Origin of the sequence: Bradyrhizobium sp. th-b2, assembly GCF_000426785.1 — a bacterium.
Classification (GTDB): Bacteria; Pseudomonadota; Alphaproteobacteria; order Rhizobiales; family Xanthobacteraceae; genus Bradyrhizobium; species Bradyrhizobium septentrionale.
Genome location: NZ_AUGA01000026.1, coordinates 59,063 through 76,784, shown reverse-complemented (window position 1 = coordinate 76,784; position 17,722 = coordinate 59,063). Strand labels below are relative to the sequence as shown.

General features: G+C 66.4%; 12 protein-coding genes. 9 read left to right on the top strand and 3 right to left on the bottom strand.

The features are described from left to right. Positions 1 to 179 precede the first annotated feature (179 nt). The 9 genes from K359_RS0128400 to K359_RS0128355 all read left to right on the top strand — a co-directional run bounded on the left by K359_RS0128400 (position 180) and on the right by K359_RS0128355 (position 13,632). Positions 180 to 1,577 (top strand): hypothetical protein, encoded by a 1,398-nt coding sequence (locus tag K359_RS0128400; protein ID WP_029082353.1) that lies wholly within the window; start codon positions 180 to 182, stop codon positions 1,575 to 1,577. 755 nt (positions 1,578 to 2,332) lie between these two features. Next, positions 2,333 to 3,457 (top strand): c-type cytochrome biogenesis protein CcmI, encoded by a 1,125-nt coding sequence (ccmI, locus tag K359_RS0128390; RefSeq protein WP_029082352.1) that lies wholly within the window; start codon positions 2,333 to 2,335, stop codon positions 3,455 to 3,457. Positions 3,458 to 3,516: 59 nt separating this feature from the next. Further along, positions 3,517 to 4,014, top strand: a complete 498-nt coding sequence (gene ccmE, locus K359_RS0128385; protein WP_029082351.1) for a cytochrome c maturation protein CcmE — start codon at positions 3,517 to 3,519, stop codon at positions 4,012 to 4,014. After that, positions 4,011 to 5,996 carry a heme lyase CcmF/NrfE family subunit gene (locus K359_RS0128380; protein WP_029082350.1) on the top strand — a complete coding sequence of 662 codons (1,986 nt, stop codon included), beginning with the start codon at positions 4,011 to 4,013 and terminating at the stop codon, positions 5,994 to 5,996. Before ccmE ends, K359_RS0128380 begins: the two co-directional genes overlap by 4 nt. Beyond that, a complete protein-coding gene (locus K359_RS0128375; protein ID WP_029082349.1) occupies positions 5,996 to 6,502 on the top strand; it encodes a cytochrome c-type biogenesis protein in 507 nt (168 codons plus the stop codon). The genes K359_RS0128380 and K359_RS0128375 overlap by 1 nt, the downstream gene beginning before the upstream one ends. Before the next feature lie 172 nt (positions 6,503 to 6,674). After that, entirely contained in the window at positions 6,675 to 8,264 is a 1,590-nt protein-coding gene (locus K359_RS0128370) for a Do family serine endopeptidase (protein WP_029082348.1), read from the top strand. Positions 8,265 to 8,530: 266 nt separating this feature from the next. Then, positions 8,531 to 9,211, top strand: coding sequence for a response regulator transcription factor (locus tag K359_RS0128365; protein ID WP_029082347.1), 681 nt, complete (start codon positions 8,531 to 8,533; stop codon positions 9,209 to 9,211). Positions 9,212 to 9,214: 3 nt separating this feature from the next. Continuing rightward, a complete protein-coding gene (locus K359_RS0128360) occupies positions 9,215 to 10,669 on the top strand; it encodes an ATP-binding protein (protein ID WP_029082346.1) in 1,455 nt (484 codons plus the stop codon). Further along, entirely contained in the window at positions 10,666 to 13,632 is a 2,967-nt protein-coding gene (locus K359_RS0128355) for a bifunctional [glutamine synthetase] adenylyltransferase/[glutamine synthetase]-adenylyl-L-tyrosine phosphorylase (protein WP_029082345.1), read from the top strand. Before K359_RS0128360 ends, K359_RS0128355 begins: the two co-directional genes overlap by 4 nt. Positions 13,633 to 13,800: 168 nt before the next feature. On the opposite strand, the gene K359_RS0128350 is transcribed toward K359_RS0128355, so the two are convergent. Genes K359_RS0128350 through fdhF form a run of 3 tightly spaced genes read right to left on the bottom strand, consistent with a single transcriptional unit; the run spans position 13,801 to position 17,721 of the window. Beyond that, positions 13,801 to 14,022 carry a formate dehydrogenase subunit delta gene (locus K359_RS0128350; RefSeq protein ID WP_029082344.1) on the bottom strand — a complete coding sequence of 74 codons (222 nt, stop codon included), beginning with the start codon at positions 14,020 to 14,022 and terminating at the stop codon, positions 13,801 to 13,803. After that, positions 14,006 to 14,842, bottom strand: coding sequence for a formate dehydrogenase accessory sulfurtransferase FdhD (fdhD, locus tag K359_RS0128345; RefSeq protein WP_029082343.1), 837 nt, complete (start codon positions 14,840 to 14,842; stop codon positions 14,006 to 14,008). Before fdhD ends, K359_RS0128350 begins: the two co-directional genes overlap by 17 nt. A gap of 2 nt (positions 14,843 to 14,844) precedes the next feature. Continuing rightward, positions 14,845 to 17,721 (bottom strand): formate dehydrogenase subunit alpha, encoded by a 2,877-nt coding sequence (gene fdhF / locus K359_RS0128340; protein WP_029082342.1) that lies wholly within the window; start codon positions 17,719 to 17,721, stop codon positions 14,845 to 14,847. Between the last annotated feature and the right edge of the window lies 1 nt (position 17,722).

The window sequence follows — 17,722 nt, the reverse complement described above, 5'->3', positions numbered from 1 at the left end:
CGCAAATCGACCTCTCCCCGTCGGGGAGAGGTGAGCAGAGTCCGTGATCAACCCGGCGGAGCCCCCCGGCACAGAACCGTCATTATTCCTAAACGGCTTCTTAACGCGCCGACCTCTATCATCGCGGGCGGACGGGCTGCGGCGGTTTCGCCGGGCACCAAGCTTTCACGACCGGGCGCATGAGCCAGAAATCGACCGAGCGGCTGAGGGATTATCTCGCGCAGCTTCCGCCGCAATCGCAGGCGCTGCTGATGCGCGAGCTGGAGCGCGCGGTCGAACGCGGTGATGACGTCACTGTTGCCAATCTGGTCCTGGAGCAGCTGCGCAAGATCGTGCGCGGGGCCGAGGAGGACGAGCAGATCGAGCCGCGCAGCGACGACCCGGCGCGGCTGCTGTTCCGGCCGCTCGAACCGTTCCTTGCCGAGACCAATTTCCCGACGCGGGCGGGCCAGCTGCGGCGCGCCTCGCTGCTGCCGATCTGGCAGTGGCTGGCCCGTGAGGGCGCGCCGGAGGCGGCCCGCGAATTCGAGGCGGCGCTCGCGGCGGCATCGGAGAGCGGTCCGATAGAGATCGCCGCGCGCAAGTTCCAGCTGGCTGCCGCTGAAGCCATTCTCAAGATCGCAGCTCCTGCTCAGGGCGACGATCGCCAGCGCGCGTTGTTGCGCGTCGGTCCGACCAGCGTTGTCGAGGATTTGCTGCCGATCGGCCTGGTGCTGCAGGCCCGCGAAGCGCTGGAAACCCTGGGAAGCCGGCTGCCCAGCCAGATCCGCGTGTTCGCCGATTCCCAGATCGCCTCCGCCACCGAGGCGCTCAAGCTGCCGTCGCTGCAGACGCCGCAGCTGTTGCCCTTCGCGCTGTCATTGATCGCGCAGCGGCTCGCCGCGCCATGGCAGATCATCCGCCTCGCCATCAAGATGGCGGCCTCCGACGACGAGCTGCGGGTCGCGGCAACGCCGTACGGCGTCGCCGTCACCATCGCGCTGCACGACCTGTCATTTGTCGCGGCCTGTCTGCGCACCGACATCAGGCGTGGGCATTTCGATTATGTCGGCGAGCAGCTCAAGACCCTGCATGACGGTGTCCGCGGCCTGCGCACCGAGCTCGATCTGCGCAACGATTCCACCTGGGGCCGCCAGCTCACCTCGGTGCGCGCCGATACTTCCAACGCGCTGCAATCGGAGATCGACAGCGTGCCGGGCCGGGTCCGCCGCATCCTGCGCCAGCGCGCCGACAAGGATATTGCCGCCGGCGCCAAGATCGACATGTCCGAGGTCGAGGACGCCGCCGCCCTGATCGATTTCGTCGCGGTCTGCCGCACCTATGCCAGCGAGCTCGCCATCAACGAGGTGACGCTGCGGACCTTCTCCGACCTGCAACATTATGTCGAGCAATCGACCGAGGGGCTGGTGCAGTCGCTGCGCGGCGGCGACGCCCGCGTCCGTGCCTTCCGGCAGCAGCAGGTCAAGGCCGCGATCCGCTTCTGCGAGGTGTTGTTCGGCCACGACTACGCCTCCCTGATGAACCGGGCGGCCGAAAACGCCGTGACCGGCGAGCGGAAGTCGTCCCGCGCGGGGTAACTACTGTGATACGGCCCGATCGCAGTACCGAAGACGAGCATGAAAAAGGGGCTGCGCCGCGAGCGTTGGTGTTTGTTCTGTCTGCTGTAATCACGACATGCATTGAGCTTCTGCTGTGGCGATATGAGCCTTTGCTGGCAATGGTGTTACCGGCGATGGCTTATTTTCTTGGCTCTATGAGGATTTTTCCTCGCGGAACGCCAATGCGGCAGGCCATCTCGTATGGTGTCCTGACGAGTATGTTTGTTCTCATGGTGATGTTTGTATTTGGAGTTCTGGAATTACGGTGACAGTGCAATTGCAAAGTCGCGCCCTGAGGGGGAGCACTGCCGGACATCCTATGGGTCAAACAATCAAATGCACCGTAGTTCGCAAGCATTTTCGACGGCAAACCGATGAGCCCGCCAAGCCGGGACGACAAGCGCAATTTCGGAATAATGGAAGTGTGGCACTGAGTTGCCCGACATGTCAAGTCGTCAAGCGAGCGCCGGCGGAAGCCTGCTACTTTGCATGGGGTTGTTTTCGATATTTTTGTATTGCGCGCCTTCGCGAGGTGTATTGGAGCATCGGCTCCGAACCCGGTCCTCGCTTCGCCCTGGAACGCGCTTGCAGTACCGCCGGACCGGCCACCGGAAGCCACCTGATCCCACCTTCCGCCGATCCAGCAATTGTCAATTGCCGGGCTCGCCGCCGGTAGTGTAAAGCGATTCTAAGGCGGCTTGCCGGAAGCCGCCGCACCATCCGGGAACCGCTTGATGACGCTGTGGTTTGTGTTCGCGCTGATGACGGTCGCGGCGATCTTTGCTGTGCTTTGGCCGCTCGGCCGGCGCGGGCGGACGGATACCGGCGGCAGCGAGGTCGTGGTCTACCGCGACCAGCTCGCCGAAATCGACCGCGACATGGCCGCCGGCATCATCGGTGCCCCCGAGGCCGATGCCGCGCGGACCGAGATCAGCCGCCGGCTGCTGGCCGCCGCCGACCAGAGCGGACGTGAAACCCCGGTGCAAGGCAGCCTCACGCTGCGGCGGGCGGCTGCGATCGTGGCGCTGGTCGGTTTGCCGGTCATTGCCTCCAGCTTCTATCTCGCGCTCGGCTCGCCGCGGCTTGGCGACTTCCCGCTTTCCGAGCGCAGCCGGGTCGCCGACGCCAACCAGCCGCTCGCCAATCTGGTCGCGCAGGTCGAGACCCATCTGGAGAAGAATCCGACCGACGGCCGCGGCTGGACCGTGCTGGCGCCGGTGCTGTCACGCCTCGGCCGCTACGATGACGCCGTCCGCGCCTATCGCAATGCCATTACCTACGCCGGCGACAGCGCCGATCGCCGCGCCGATCTCGGCGAGGCAATGATCGGGACCGCCGGCGGCGTCGTCACCGCGGAAGCCAAGGCGGAGTTCGAGCGCGCCGTCGCGCTGAATGCCGACGATGCCAAGGCCAATTATTTCCTCGGTCTCGCCGCCGAGCAGGACGGCCGCAAGGCTGACGCCGCCGCGCTCTGGCAGAAGATGCTGGCGAAGGCGCCACAGGATGCGCCGTGGCGGCCGCTGGTGCAGGCCGCGCTGGTCCGCGTCGGCGGCGTTAGCGTGCCCGGTGGCGTCAGCGCACCCGCCTTGCCCGACAGCGCGATGGCCGCGGCCAAGGACATGAGCGAGGCCGATCGCGGCACCATGATCCAGGGCATGGTCGATCGGCTGGCGACGCGGCTGAAGACGAATGGCGACGACGTCGAGGGCTGGCTGCGGCTGGTCCGCGCCTATCTCGTGATGGGCGAGCGCGACAAGGCGATGAGCGCGCTCGCGGATGCCCGTCAGGCCGTGGCCAACGATGCCGATCGGTTGCGTCAGCTCAATGAGGGGCTGAAGAATCTCGGGTTGGATGGATAAATCATGACGCCGAAAAGCGGGCAGTGGTTTTCGGAGAACGTCATGCGCAAGGATGGACCATGACCAGGAAGCAACGGCGTTTGACATTGATCGGCTGCGCGCTCGTCGTGCTTGCGATCGCCGCAGGCCTGGTGCTGAATGCGCTGCGCGATTCCATCGTGTTCTTTTCGACGCCGTCGATGGTCGCCGAGAAGCACCTCGGCCCGGGCAAGCGTTTCCGCCTTGGCGGCCTGGTCGAGCAGGGCTCGCTCAAGCGCGGCGACAATCTCGCCGTGACCTTCACCGTCGCCGACGGCGGCGCGACGCTGCCGGTCGCCTACAAGGGCATCCTGCCGGATTTGTTCCGCGAAGGGCAGGGCGTGATTGCGGAAGGCGCGCTCGATGACAACGGCGTGTTCCGCGCCGACACCGTGCTCGCCAAGCATGACGAGACCTACATGCCGAAGGACGTCGCCGACGCCCTGAAGAAGCAGGGCCACTGGAAGGACGATTACGGGGCCAAGCCGAACAGCATGCCGAGCGCCTCCGCGGCGCCGACCCAGGGAGCGATGCGGTGATTGCCGAAAGCGGACACTATGCCCTGGTGCTGGCGCTCGGGCTGGCGCTGATCCAGTCGATCGTGCCGATCGTCGGCGCGCGCTGGCGCGATGCGGCGCTGATGAACGTGGCGCGCTCGACCGCGCTCGCCCAATTGCTGTTCGTCGCGGCGTCGTTCGCGGCGCTGGTGACGCTGCACGTCAGCTCGGATTTCTCGGTCGCCAATGTCTACGAGAATTCGCATTCGCTGAAGCCGCTGCTCTACAAGATCACCGGCGTGTGGGGAAACCATGAAGGATCGATGCTGCTGTGGGTGTCGATCCTGGCGCTGTTCGGCGGCCTCGTCGCAGCCTTCGGCAACAATCTGCCGCTGTCGCTGCGGGCGCATGTGCTGGCGGTGCAGGCCTGGGTCGCCAGCGCCTTCTATCTGTTCATCCTGATCACCTCGAACCCGTTCCTGCGCATCGCCAATCCGCCGCTCGAGGGGCGCGACCTCAATCCGGTGCTGCAGGACATCGGCCTCGCGGTGCATCCGCCGATGCTCTATCTCGGCTATGTCGGTTTCTCGATCTCGTTCTCGTTCGCGGTGGCGGCGCTGCTGGAGGGGCGGATCGACGCCGCCTGGGCGCGCTGGGTGCGGCCGTGGACGCTAATGGCGTGGATCTTCCTGACGCTCGGCATCGCGATGGGCTCCTACTGGGCCTATTACGAGCTCGGCTGGGGTGGCTGGTGGTTCTGGGATCCGGTCGAGAACGCTTCGCTGATGCCTTGGCTTGCCGGCACTGCGCTGTTGCATTCGGCGCTGGTGATGGAGAAGCGCAACGCGCTGAAGGTCTGGACCGTGCTGCTGTCGATCCTGACCTTCTCGCTGTCGCTGCTCGGCACCTTCCTGGTGCGCTCCGGCGTGCTGACCTCGGTTCACGCCTTCGCCACCGATCCGACGCGCGGCGTGTTCATCCTGCTGATCCTGTTCGTCTTCATCGGCGGCAGCCTCTCGCTTTACGCCTGGCGCGCGCCGGCGTTGAAGCAGGGCGGGCTGTTCGCGCCGATCTCGCGCGAGGGCGCGCTGGTGCTCAACAATCTGCTGCTCACCACCGCCTGCGCCACCGTGTTCATCGGCACGCTGTATCCGCTGGCGCTCGAGGTGTTGACCGGCGAGAAGATCTCGGTCGGCGCGCCGTTCTTCAATTTCACCTTTGCGCCGCTGTTCGTGCCGCTGCTGCTCGCGGTGCCGTTCGGGCCGCTGCTGGCCTGGAAGCGCGGCGACCTGCTCGGCGCGGCGCAGCGGCTGATGGTCGCCGGCATCGCTGCGCTGGTTGCGATTGCGCTGGTCTGGGCGTGGACCTATGGCGGTGCGACGCTGGCGCCGCTTGCGATCGGGCTTGCGGTGTTCGTGATATCAGGCGCGCTGTGTGATCTCGCCGAACGCGTCGCGCTGTTCCGGATTCCGCTGTCGCTCTCGCTGCGCCGCGCGCGCGGCCTGCCACGTGCGACCTGGGGCACCGCCTTCGCCCATGCCGGCCTCGGCGTCGCGCTGATCGGGATCGTCTGCGAGACCACCTGGAACAGCGAATATATCGGCGCGATGAAGCCGGACGATGTCGCCCGGGTCGCCGGCTACGAGTTGCGGCTCGACGGCGTGAATGCACGGCAGGGGCCGAACTACCGCGAGATGGTCGCGCAATTCACCGTGACCCGTGACGGCGACAAGCTCAGCGTGATGACCCCGTCGAAGCGCAACTTCACGACGCGCGGCGCCTCGACCACGGAGGCCGCGCTGCTGACCCGCGGCGCCAGCCAGCTCTACATCTCGCTCGGCGACACCTCGGCCGACGGCGCGATTGCGGTGCGCATCTATCACAAACCGCTGGTGCTGATGATCTGGTGGGGACCGGTGCTGATGGCGTTCGGCGGCATGCTGTCGCTGTCCGACCGCCGCTTGCGGGTCGGTGCGCCGAAACCGGCCACCAAGGCGGCGCGCGCATTGCAGGCGGCCGAGTGATGCGGCCGCGCAGCCTAGCAGTCGCCGTGCTTGCGGCGATCCTGATGTTCGGTGCGATGCCCGCCCGGGCGGTGCTGCCCGACGAGATCATGGCGGATCCGGCCAAGGAGGCGCGGGCGCGCGAGCTCTCCAGGGAACTGCGCTGCATGGTTTGCCAGAACCAGTCGATCGACGATTCGGAGGCACCGCTGGCGCGCGACCTCCGCCTCCTGGTCCGCGAACGCATCGCGGCCGGCGACAGCGACCGCCAGGTGATCGATTTCCTGGTCGCCCGTTACGGTGAATTCGTGCTGCTGAAGCCGCGCCTCAACGAGCATACGCTGCTGCTTTGGCTGACCCCGCCTTTGGCGCTGCTGCTGGGCGGTTTCGCGCTCTGGCGGCTCGGCCGGCGCAAGGTCAATCCGGCCGAGGGCGAGGGCGATTCCACCCCCGGATTGACGTCGGACGAGCAGGCGCGTCTGGAACGGCTCTTGGCGGCTGAATCCGGGCCGGACAGACCGGTTTAGTTCCCCCTTTTAAGCCCTTTATTTGCCTGCGCTATTCTGCCGCAGCAGCGGCCCGCTCAATTACAAAAGTTTAATTCCGCAGCCAGCGCGCCGTAAGGCTGATGACCCCATGTTCAGACGCATCAGGTGCTTGCCCCTGCACCAATGATTCTGGCCCTGGAGATTTCAGCCTATGACCGAACGTCCCGACCTCTCGACCCTTCCGTCCTACAAGGCGCCGAAGCGCTCGCTGTTTTCTGCCCGCAAACTCGCGCTGATGGCGTCGGTCGTGGCCGGCCTCGGTGCCGCCACCTATGGCCTCAGCCCCTCGCATAATCCTGCCGACCTGTTCACGACGCCTGCGCACGCCCAGGTCAACAACGAGGTCCGCAAGGTCCAGCAGCCGGTCGGGTTTGCCGACATCGTCGAGCGCGTCAAGCCGTCGGTGATCTCGGTCAAGGTCAACATCAACGAGAAGGTTGCCAAGGACGACAGCAGCAACAATGACGATTCGCCGTTCCAGCCGGGTTCGCCGATGGAGCGCTTCTTCCGCCGCTTCGGCGGTCCGGATGGCCTGCCCCCGGGCCTGCGCGGTGGACCGCGCGGCGGCGGCCGGGCCGTGACTGGCCAGGGCTCCGGCTTCTTCATCTCGGCTGACGGCTTTGCGGTGACCAACAATCACGTCGTCGACGGCGCCGACAAGGTCGAAGTCACGACCGACGACGGCAAGACCTATTCCGCCAAGGTGATCGGCACCGATCCGCGCACCGACCTCGCACTGATCAAGGTCGAGGGCGGCTCGAACTTCCAGTTTGCCAAGCTTTCCGATAGCAAGCCGCGCATCGGCGATTGGGTGCTGGCGGTCGGCAATCCCTTCGGTCTCGGCGGCACCGTGACCGCGGGCATCGTGTCCGCCTCCGGCCGCGACATCGGCAATGGCCCGTACGACGATTTCATCCAGATCGATGCGCCCGTGAACAAGGGCAATTCGGGTGGCCCGGCGTTCGACGTGTCCGGTGAGGTGATGGGCGTCAACACGGCGATCTACTCGCCGTCCGGCGGCAGCGTCGGCATCGCGTTCTCGATCCCCGCCGCGACCGTGAAGAGCGTCGTCGCCCAGCTGAAGGACAAGGGTTCGGTCAGCCGCGGCTGGATCGGCGTCCAGATCCAGCCAGTGACCTCCGACATCGCCGACAGCCTCGGCATGAAGAAGGCGGAAGGCGCGCTGGTTGCCGAACCGCAGGCCAACGGCCCCGCGGCCAAGGCCGGCATCGAATCCGGTGACGTCATCACCGCCGTCAATGGCGAGGCGGTGAAGGATGCCCGCGAGCTCGCCCGCACCATCGGCGGCCTCGCGCCCGGCAATGCCGTGAAGCTGAACGTGCTGCACAAGGGCCAGGACAAGACCATCAACCTCACGCTCGGCCAGTTGCCGAACACCCTGGAAGCCAAGGCTGACACCGACAACAGCGACAAGGGCAACTCGTCCCGCGGCACCGACGTGCCGAAGCTGGGCCTCACCGTGGCGCCTGCCAACAGCGTGGCCGGTGCCGGCAAGGAAGGCGTGGTCGTGACCGAAGTCGATCCCAAGAGTGCTGCCGCCGAGCGGGGCTTCAAGGAAGGCGACGTGATCCTCGAGGTCGCCGGCAAGTCGGTCGGCACTGCCGGTGAGGTGCGTGACGCGATCACCGCGGCGCGCAGCGACAACAAGAACAGTGTTCTCATGCGCGTGAAGAGCGGCGGTTCGTCGCGCTTTGTGGCAGTGCCTTTGGCCAAGGGATAACTATCTATGAGTTGGAAAGTGTCGCCGGCATCAGTCGCCCCCGCCGACGGCGCTTTCCGGGGGGCGGGCCCCTTGCTCGCTCCCTATGTTGCCTTTCGATGGAATATGCCCCCCTCCGTCGGAAGGTCTCAGGGCGGTGAGGTCCCCCAGCTTCACCGCCCACTTTTCTCTAACAATTCGAGATTATGCGCGGTCGTCTTGCATGTGCAGGCCGGCCGCGCCATGCTGACAGAGGGCCAATTCCCGTGACTGCAACCGCTCCGCAAATGCGCATCCTGATCATCGAAGACGACCGCGAGTCAGCCGACTATCTGGTCAAGGCATTCCGCGAAGTCGGCTATATCGCCGATCTCGCCGCCGACGGCGAGGAAGGGCTGTCGATGGCCGACACCGGTGATTACGACGTGCTGGTTGTGGACCGCATGCTGCCGAAGCGGGACGGCCTGTCGCTGATCGGCATTCTGCGCGACAAAGGCAACCGGACGCCGGTCCTGATCCTCTCGGCGCTTGGCCAGGTCGACGACCGCATCAAGGGCCTGCGCGCCGGCGGCGACGACTATCTGCCAAAACCCTATTCCTTCGCCGAGCTGCTTGCGCGCGTCGAGGTGCTGTCGCGGCGCAATGTCGGGCCGGCCGAGGAGACCACCTACCGGGTCGGCGACCTCGAGCTCGATCGGCTGTCGCATCGCGTCGCCCGCGGCAAGGATGAGCTGACCTTGCAGCCGCGCGAATTCCGCCTGCTCGAATATCTCATGAAGCACGCGGGGCAGGTGGTGACGCGCACGATGCTGCTCGAGAACGTCTGGGATTATCATTTCGATCCGCAGACCAACGTCATCGACGTGCACATTTCGCGGCTGCGCTCCAAGATCGACAAGGGCTTTGAGCGGCCGCTGCTGCATACCATCCGCGGCGCTGGGTATATGATCAGAGATGGCATAAGGTAGATCGTGACGGCCTTCGGCAAACTGATCCGGACCACGGCGTTTCGGCTGACGCTGGTCTATCTGTTCCTGTTTGCGCTGTTCGCCGCCTCGCTGCTGGCGTACTTCGCCTGGAATACGCGGCGGCTGATCACCGAGCAGATCACCACGACCGTCAACGTCGAGATCGGCGAGATCACCGCCATCTATAACCGTCGCGGCCTGCACGGCCTGCTGACCACCATGGGCAATCGTGCGCTGCGGCCGGGCGCCAATCTCTATCTCTTGACGGCGCCGAACGGGCAGGCGCTGGCCGGCAATGTCGGCTCGCTGGCGCCGGGCGTGATGAGCGTCCAGGGCTGGAGCGAGACCGCCTATCGCCGGTTCGACGACCAGGACAATACCGATCACCGCGCGCTGGTGCGGGTCACCGAGATGGACAACGGCTTCCGTCTCCTGGTCGGGCGCGACCTCGAGGAGCGGCGGCGGATGTTCGGCATCGTCGCCAAGGCCGCGCAATGGTCGATCCTCGTCGTTGTCGTGCTCGGTATCGGCGGCGGCATCTTCGTCGCGCGCCGCGTGCTGCGCCGGATCGACGCCATGACCGGTACCACCAAGCGCATCATGGCGGGCGATCTGTCCGGCCGGCTGCCGGTCGGCCGCAGCGGCGACGAGCTCGACCGTCTCGCGGAAAACCTCAACGCCATGCTGGAGCGCATCGAGGCGCTGATGACGGGGCTGAAGGAGGTCTCCGACAACATCGCCCACGACCTCAAGACGCCGCTGACGCGGCTGCGCAACCGCGCCGAGGAGGCGCTGGCGCGGTCGGGGAGCGAGGCCGACTATCGCGCGGCGCTGGAACGGACCATCGAGGAGTCCGATGGGCTGATCCGCACCTTCAACGCCCTGCTGATGATCGCGCGTGCCGAGTCCGGCCAGGCGCGCGGCAACATGGACGATTTCGACGGCGCCGACGTCGCCAAGGGCATCCACGAATTGTACGAGCCGCTGGCCGAGGACGACGGCATGACGCTGCAGGTCAAGACCATGCCGGCGCCGATTCACGGCAACCGCGAATTGATCAGCCAGGCGGTCGCCAATTTGGTCGAGAACGCCATCAAATACGGCAAGCCGGACGCGGGCGTCGAGCCGCTGAAGGCGGATGCGCGCGAGATCCTGGTCGAGGCGCGGCGCGAGGGCGACCAGGTCCTGCTCAGCGTCGCCGACCACGGTCCGGGCATCCCTGAGGGCGACCGCAAGCATGCGGTGGAGCGCTTCGTCCGGCTCGAGGCGAGCCGTACCTTGCCCGGTTCCGGCCTCGGCCTCAGCCTGGCTTCGGCGGTTGCCACGCTCCATGGCGGCGAGCTGCGGCTCGGCGACGCCCATCCTGGGCTGGTGGCGACCCTGGTGCTGCCGGCGCGGGCGGGCGGCAGTGACAGGCTTGCGGCTCAAACGCAGGATGTGCCACAGAAGGCGGCATGAATGCCGCCGCGCCGGGAAACGCGGATCGACATCGTCTGGCCGCGCGGTTCGCGGACGGACCGCATGTCGCCGTTTCCGTATCCGCCGATCAGCGCCTGACCGACTGGTTCGCCGAGCTCGAGCCGGCGCAATCGGCCGCGCTCGCGGTGCTGCTGGAGCATCCGTTCGCACGGGACATCCTGCGCGGCATCGCCGAATTCTCGCCATACCTGTTCGAGCTCGCGCGCACTGACCCCGCGCGCCTGATCCGGATCCTGTCATGCGACCCGGAGTCGCATCTTGCCGACCTGATCGAGACCACGTCGCGCGAGGTGCTTGCCGCCGGCAGCGAGGCCGACGTGATGCATCTGCTTCGCCGCATGAAGGCGGAGGCCGCGTTGATGATCGCGCTGTGCGACATCGGCGGCGTCTGGCCGGTGATGCGGGTGACCGCGGCGCTGACCGACATCGCGGTAACTTCGGTGCAATCGGCGCTGCGATATTTGTTCCGGCAGGAAATCGCCCGCGGCCGGATGACCGCCGTCGATCCTGAGCATCCTGAAGCGGGTTCAGGTCTGATCGTGCTCGCGATGGGCAAGATGGGCGCGGGTGAACTGAACTATTCCAGCGATATCGACCTGATCGTGTTCTTCGATCGCGCGGCCGCCACTGCGCTTGCCGAGGATATCGAGCCGCAGCCGTTCTATGTGCGCGTCACCCAGGCGATGGCGCGGATGCTGCAGCAGCGCTCGGGCGAGGGCTACGTCTTCCGCGTCGATCTCCGCCTGCGCCCGGACCCGGCCTCGACCCAGGTAGCGATCTCCACCGACGCGGCCCTGCATTATTACGAGCGCGAGGGACGCACCTGGGAGCGCGCCGCGATGATCAAGGCGCGGCCCTGCGCCGGCGACCCCAAGGCCGGCGATGCGTTGATCGCCGAGCTCGCGCCCTTCGTCTGGCGCAAGCATCTGGACTTTGCCGCGCTGACCGACGTCCACGACATGAAGCGGCAGATGCAGACCTATCGCGGCCAGAGCGAGATCTCGGTCGAGGGCCACAATGTCAAGGTCGGCCGCGGCGGCATCCGCGAGATCGAGTTCTTTGCCCAGACCCAGCAGCTGATCGCTGGCGGCCGCCATCCGGAGTTGCGGGTGCGGCCGACGCTGGAGGCGCTCAACGTGCTCGCCGACAGCAACTGGATCACCTTCGAGGCGCGCGACGAGCTGACGGCGGCCTACGAATTCCTGCGCCGGGTCGAGCACCGGCTGCAGATGATCGCCGACGAGCAGACCCACTCGCTGCCCGAGGAGCCGGAAGCCGTCGAGCGCTTCGCGAATTTCTTCGGTTACGAGAATCGCGAGGCTTTTGCCAAGGACCTGCTCGGCCAGCTCAAGATCGTGCAGAACCACTACGGCAAACTGTTCGAGGGTGACGATCCGACCGGCACCGCGAAGCTGCCGGATATCGACTACGGTGCTGGCCCCGAAGACGCCCGCCTGATCGAACATCTTGCCCATCTTGGGTTCAAGAAGCCAATTGCCGTCGCCGCAACACTGCAGCAGTGGATCGCGGGCGATTATCGCGCGCTGCGCGTGGAGGCGACGCGTGCCGCGTTCCTCGAGTTCATTCCGGGCCTGATCGACGGTCTCGCCGATGCCGAGGAGCCGGACGATGCCGTGGCGGCGTTCGACCGCTTCCTCGGCGCGCTGCAGCGGGGCGGGCGGCTGATCTCGCTGCTCAGCCAGAACCGCGACTTCGTTGCGCTGGTGGCGCTGATCCTTGGTGCTGCGCCGCGGCTCGGCGACATGCTGGCGCGGCAGCCGCAGATCATGGACGGCCTGGTCGACCCGCGCTTCTTCGGCGCCATGCCGGACAAGAAGGAGCTGTCGGAGCGGCTTGCCGCCACGCTGCAGGATGCGTCGTCCTACGAGGATTTCCTCGACCGCCTCCGCCTGTTCGGCCAGGAGAGCCTGTTCCTGATCGGCACGCGGATCCTGTCAGGCACGGTGTCGGCGCAGCACGCCAGCACAGCCTTTGCCGACGTCGCCGAGGGCATCGTGCACACCGTGCACGGCCTCGTCACCGACCAGTTCGCCGCGCAATATGGCCGGATCAACGGGCAGGAGACCGCGATCATCGCGATGGGCCGGCTCGGCAGCCGCGAGATGACGGCGTCTTCCGACCTCGATTTGATCCTGCTCTACGATTTCGACAGCGAGTCGCCGGATTCCGACGGCGAGCGCTCGCTGCACGGCGCGCAGTATTTTGCCCGCTTCACCCAGCGCCTGATCAGCGCTTTCACCACCCGCACCAATTACGGCGTGCTCTATGAGGTCGACATGCGGCTGCGCCCGTCCGGCCGCGCCGGCCCGGTCGCCTCGCGGATCGATGCCTTCGCCGACTACCAGGAGCGCGAGGCCTGGACCTGGGAGCACATGGCGCTGACGCGGGCCCGCGTGATCTCGTCGTCGCCTGCATTCCGCGAGCAGATCGAGGCGATCATCCGCCGCGTGCTGACCCGGCCGCGCGATGCGGCATCGACCGCGGCCGACGTCGCCGACATGCGGCGCGCGATCGCGCTGGAGAAGGGCGAGGACGACGTCTGGGACCTCAAGCTCGCCGCCGGCGGGCTCGTCGACATCGATTTCATCGCGCAATATCTCCAACTCGCGCATGCCTCGGTGAAGCCGGAAATCCTCAGCGTCTCGACGCTGCAGGTGCTCGAGCATGCGGCCAGGCTCGGCCTGCTCGGCCAGTCCGAGGCCGAGATATTGCGCTCGGCGGCGCGGCTCTATCACGATCTGACGCAGATCCTGCGGCTCTGCGTCACCGGCAAGTTCAATCCGGAGACCGCGGGCGAGGACCTGCGGCGCGTGATGGCGCGGGCCGGCGACGCGCCGGATTTCTCCGCGCTGGAAGCGCGCCTGCGCGAGACCCAAAGCGAGGTGCGCCGCGTCTTCAACGCGATCGTGGGCGGCGGCTAACTCTCGACCCGTCATCCCCGCGCAAAGGCTTTGCCTTTGTCGCTGGAGGAGCCGCGTAGCGGCGTCTCGAAGGATGCACGGCCACACTCGGGCCGTCGACCCTTCGAGACGCGCGCAAGAGCGCGCTCCTCAGGGTGACGGTCTAAGAGTACGAGCGTCGTCGGCCTGCTACGCCTGCTGCTTCAGCTTCTGCAGTGCGTCGAGCACGTCAGGGTCGAGGCCGGCGCCGCCGGCGTCGAGATGGGCGAAGATCTGCTTGCGCATCCGCGGGTCCCAGAACTTCCAGATGTGCTCGAAAATGCCCTGTACGGCGCGGTCGTGGCCCTGGCTGTGGAAGAACTTCCCGATCTGGTTCGCCATGTAGATCAGTTTTTCAGGCGACGACGACATAAGCGGACTCCTTGCCGGCCACCGCGCCTGTGACACGTTCCGGATGCGTAAAAATTTCAAATCCATCCGCGCGCGCAATCGCGGCGAGCGTGATGCCGGCGGCGTCCGCCATCCGCACCGCAAGCGCGGTCGGGGCCGATACCGCTGCGATCAGCGGCGCACCGATTGCAGCGGTTTTCTGCACCATTTCGACTGAGACGCGGCTGGTCAGCAGCACCATGCCATCGCTGGCGACGACCTTGTCGCGGGCCAGCGCACCGGCGAGCTTGTCGAGCGCATTGTGGCGGCCGGCATCCTCGCGCAGCGCAACGATGCCGCGCGACGCCGTCCAGAACGCGGCGGCGTGCACGGCGCGGGTCTGGTGATTGATCTCCTGCAGCGGCGCGACCGCCGCCACCGCGGTCATGATCTCGCGCGGCGAGAAGACACGGCCCGCGGGAACGACCGCCGCCGGCCGGACGGCCTCGGCGATGGAATCGATGCCGCAGAGGCCGCAGCCGGTCGGGCCCGCGATATTTCTGCGGCGCTGGGCGATCTGCGCGGCCTTGTCAGGCTTGAGCCACATCCGAAGCTCGATGCCGTCATCGAGCTCGACGATGTCGAGCGTCTCGATCTCGTCGGCCGATTGCACGATGCCTTCGCTGAGGCTGAAGCCGACAGCAAAGTCGCCGAGGTCCTCGGGCGAGCCCATCATCACGGCGTAGGTGCCGCCATTATAGGTCAGCGCGAGCGGCGTCTCCTCCGGGATCAGGCGCGCGCCGTCGCTGAAGACGCCGTTGCGCCAGACCTTCCGGTTCGCCTGGTAGACGGGCTCGCGCATCGTCACTCCGCGGCTTCCACCACCGGCGCGATGCGGCGGGAGTGGCGTGCCTGTTCGTCATAGGCCTTCTGCCAGTCGGACGGACCGTTCGACGGCGAGATCTGCACGGCAGTGACCTTATACTCCGGACAGTTGGTCGCCCAGTCGGAGAAGTCGGTCGTGATGACGTTGGCCTGGGTGTCCGGGTGGTGGAACGTGGTGTAGACCACGCCCGGCGCCACGCGGTCGGTGATCTCGGCGCGCAGCGTCGTTTCGCCGGCGCGGCTCGCCAGCCGCACCCAGTCGCCGTCGCGCACGCCGCGCAGCTCGGCATCGTGCGGATGGATCTCGAGGCGATCCTCGGCGTGCCAGACCACGTTCTCGGTGCGCCGGGTCTGCGCGCCGACATTGTACTGGCTGAGGATGCGGCCGGTGGTGAGCAGCAGCGGGTAGCGCGGGCCGGTGCGTTCGTCGGTCGCGACATATTCGGTCACGATGAACTTGCCCTTGCCGCGTACGAAGCCGCCGATATGCATGATCGGCGTGCCCTCAGGCGCCTTCTCGTTGCAGGGCCACTGCACCGAGCCGAGCTCGTCGAGCCTGGCGTAGGAGACGCCGGTAAAGGTCGGCGTCAGCGCCGCGATCTCGTCCATGATCTCCGACGGATGGTTGTAGTGCATCTCGAATCCCATCGCCTTGGCGAGCAAGATCGTCACTTCCCAGTCGGCATAGCCGTTGCGCGGCGACATCACCTTGCGGACCCGCTGGATGCGGCGTTCGGCATTGGTGAAGGTACCGTCCTTTTCCAGGAAGGTCGAGCCGGGCAGGAAGACGTGGGCGTAGTTCGCGGTCTCGTTCAGGAACAGATCATGGACGATCACACATTCCATCGCCGACAGCGCCGCCACCACATGCTTGGTGTTCGGATCGGATTGCAGGATGTCCTCGCCCTGCACATAGAGGCCCATGAAGCTGCCTTCGATCGCAGCGTCGAACATGTTGGGGATGCGCAGGCCCGGCTCCTTGTTGAGCTTGACGTTCCACATCGCCTCGAACTGCTCGCGCACGGCGTCGCCCGAGATATGGCGATAGCCCGGCAGCTCGTGCGGGAACGAGCCCATGTCGCAGGAGCCCTGCACGTTGTTCTGACCGCGCAGCGGGTTCACGCCGACGCCGGGCCGGCCGATATTGCCGGTCACCATCGCAAGGTTGGCGATCGCGATCACGGTGGTCGAGCCCTGGCTGTGCTCGGTGACGCCGAGCCCGTAATAGATCGCGCCGTTGCCGCCGGTGGCGTAGATCCGCGCCGCCTCGCGCAGATCCTGGGGATCGACGCCGGTCATGATCGCGGTCGCTTCGGGGCTGTATTTCTCCTGGGCGACGAAGGCCGCCCATTCCTCGAACTCGCTCCAGTCGCAGCGCTCGCGCACGAAGGCCTCGTTGACGAGCCCTTCGGTGACGATGACGTGGGCGAGCGCCGTGACCACCGCCACGTTGGTGCCGGGCATCAGCGGCAGATGCAGCGCCTTCACATGCGGCGATGCCACCATCTCGGTGCGGCGCGGGTCGAGCACGATCAGCTTGGCGCCCTGGCGCAACCGCTTCTTCAGCCGCGAGGCGAACACCGGGTGAGCGGAGGCCGGGTTGGCGCCGATGATCATCACGACGTCGGTGTCCTCCACCGAGTCGAAATCCTGCGTGCCTGCCGAGGTGCCGAAGGTTTGCGACAGGCCGTAGCCGGTCGGCGAATGGCAGACGCGGGCGCAGGTGTCGACATTGTTGTTGCCGAAGCCGCCGCGGATCAGCTTCTGCACCAGGTAGGTCTCTTCATTGGTGCAGCGTGACGAGGTGATGCCGCCGACCGAGTCGCGGCCGTATTTCTGCTGGATGCCCTTGAACTTCGCGGCGGCGAAGTTGAACGCCTCGTCCCACGACACTTCCTGCCACGGATCCTCAATCCGTTCGCGGATCATCGGCTTCAGGATACGCTCCTTGTGGGTCGTGTAGCCCCAGGCGAAGCGGCCCTTGACGCAGGAATGGCCGCGGTTGGCCTTGCCGTCCTTCCACGGTACCATGCGCACCACTTCCTCGCCGCGCATCTCGGCCTTGAAGGCGCAACCGACGCCGCAATAGGCGCAGGTGGTGACCACCGAGTGTTCGGGCTGGCCGATCTCGATCACCGACTTCTCGGTCAGCGTCGCGGTCGGGCAAGCCTGCACGCAGGCGCCGCAGGACACGCATTCGGAGCCGAGGAAGCTCTCGCTCATGCCGGGCGAGACGCGGCTGTCGAAGCCGCGGCCGGAGATCGTCAGCGCGAACGTGCCTTGCACCTCCTCGCAGGCGCGGACGCAGCGCGAGCAGACGATGCACTTCGAGGGATCGTAGGTGAAGTACGGATTGGATTCGTCCTTCGGCATCCAGTTGTCGTTTTCGCAGCCGTGCGATTTGGCGAACACGTGGTTCTCGCCTTCATAGCCGTAGCGCACGTCGCGCAGGCCGACGGCGCCCGCCATGTCCTGCAATTCGCAGTCGCCGTTAGCCGCGCAAGTCAGGCAGTCCAGCGGATGGTCGGAGATGTAGAGCTCCATCACGCCCTTGCGCAGCTTCTTCAGCCGCTCGGTCTGGGTGTGCACAACGAGGCCGTTCATCGCGGGCGTGGTGCAGGAGGCCGGAGTGCCGGCGCGCCCTTCGATCTCGATCAGGCAGAGCCGGCAGGAGCCGAACGCGTCGACCATGTCGGTCGCGCAGAGTTTTGGAATCTGGGTGCCGGCTTCCATCGCCGCGCGCATGATCGAGGTGCCCTCGGGCACCGTGACCTGATTGCCGTCGATGGTCAGCGTGACCATCGTCTCGGATTTGGACTTGGGCGTACCGAAATCGGTTTCCTGGATCAGCGACATC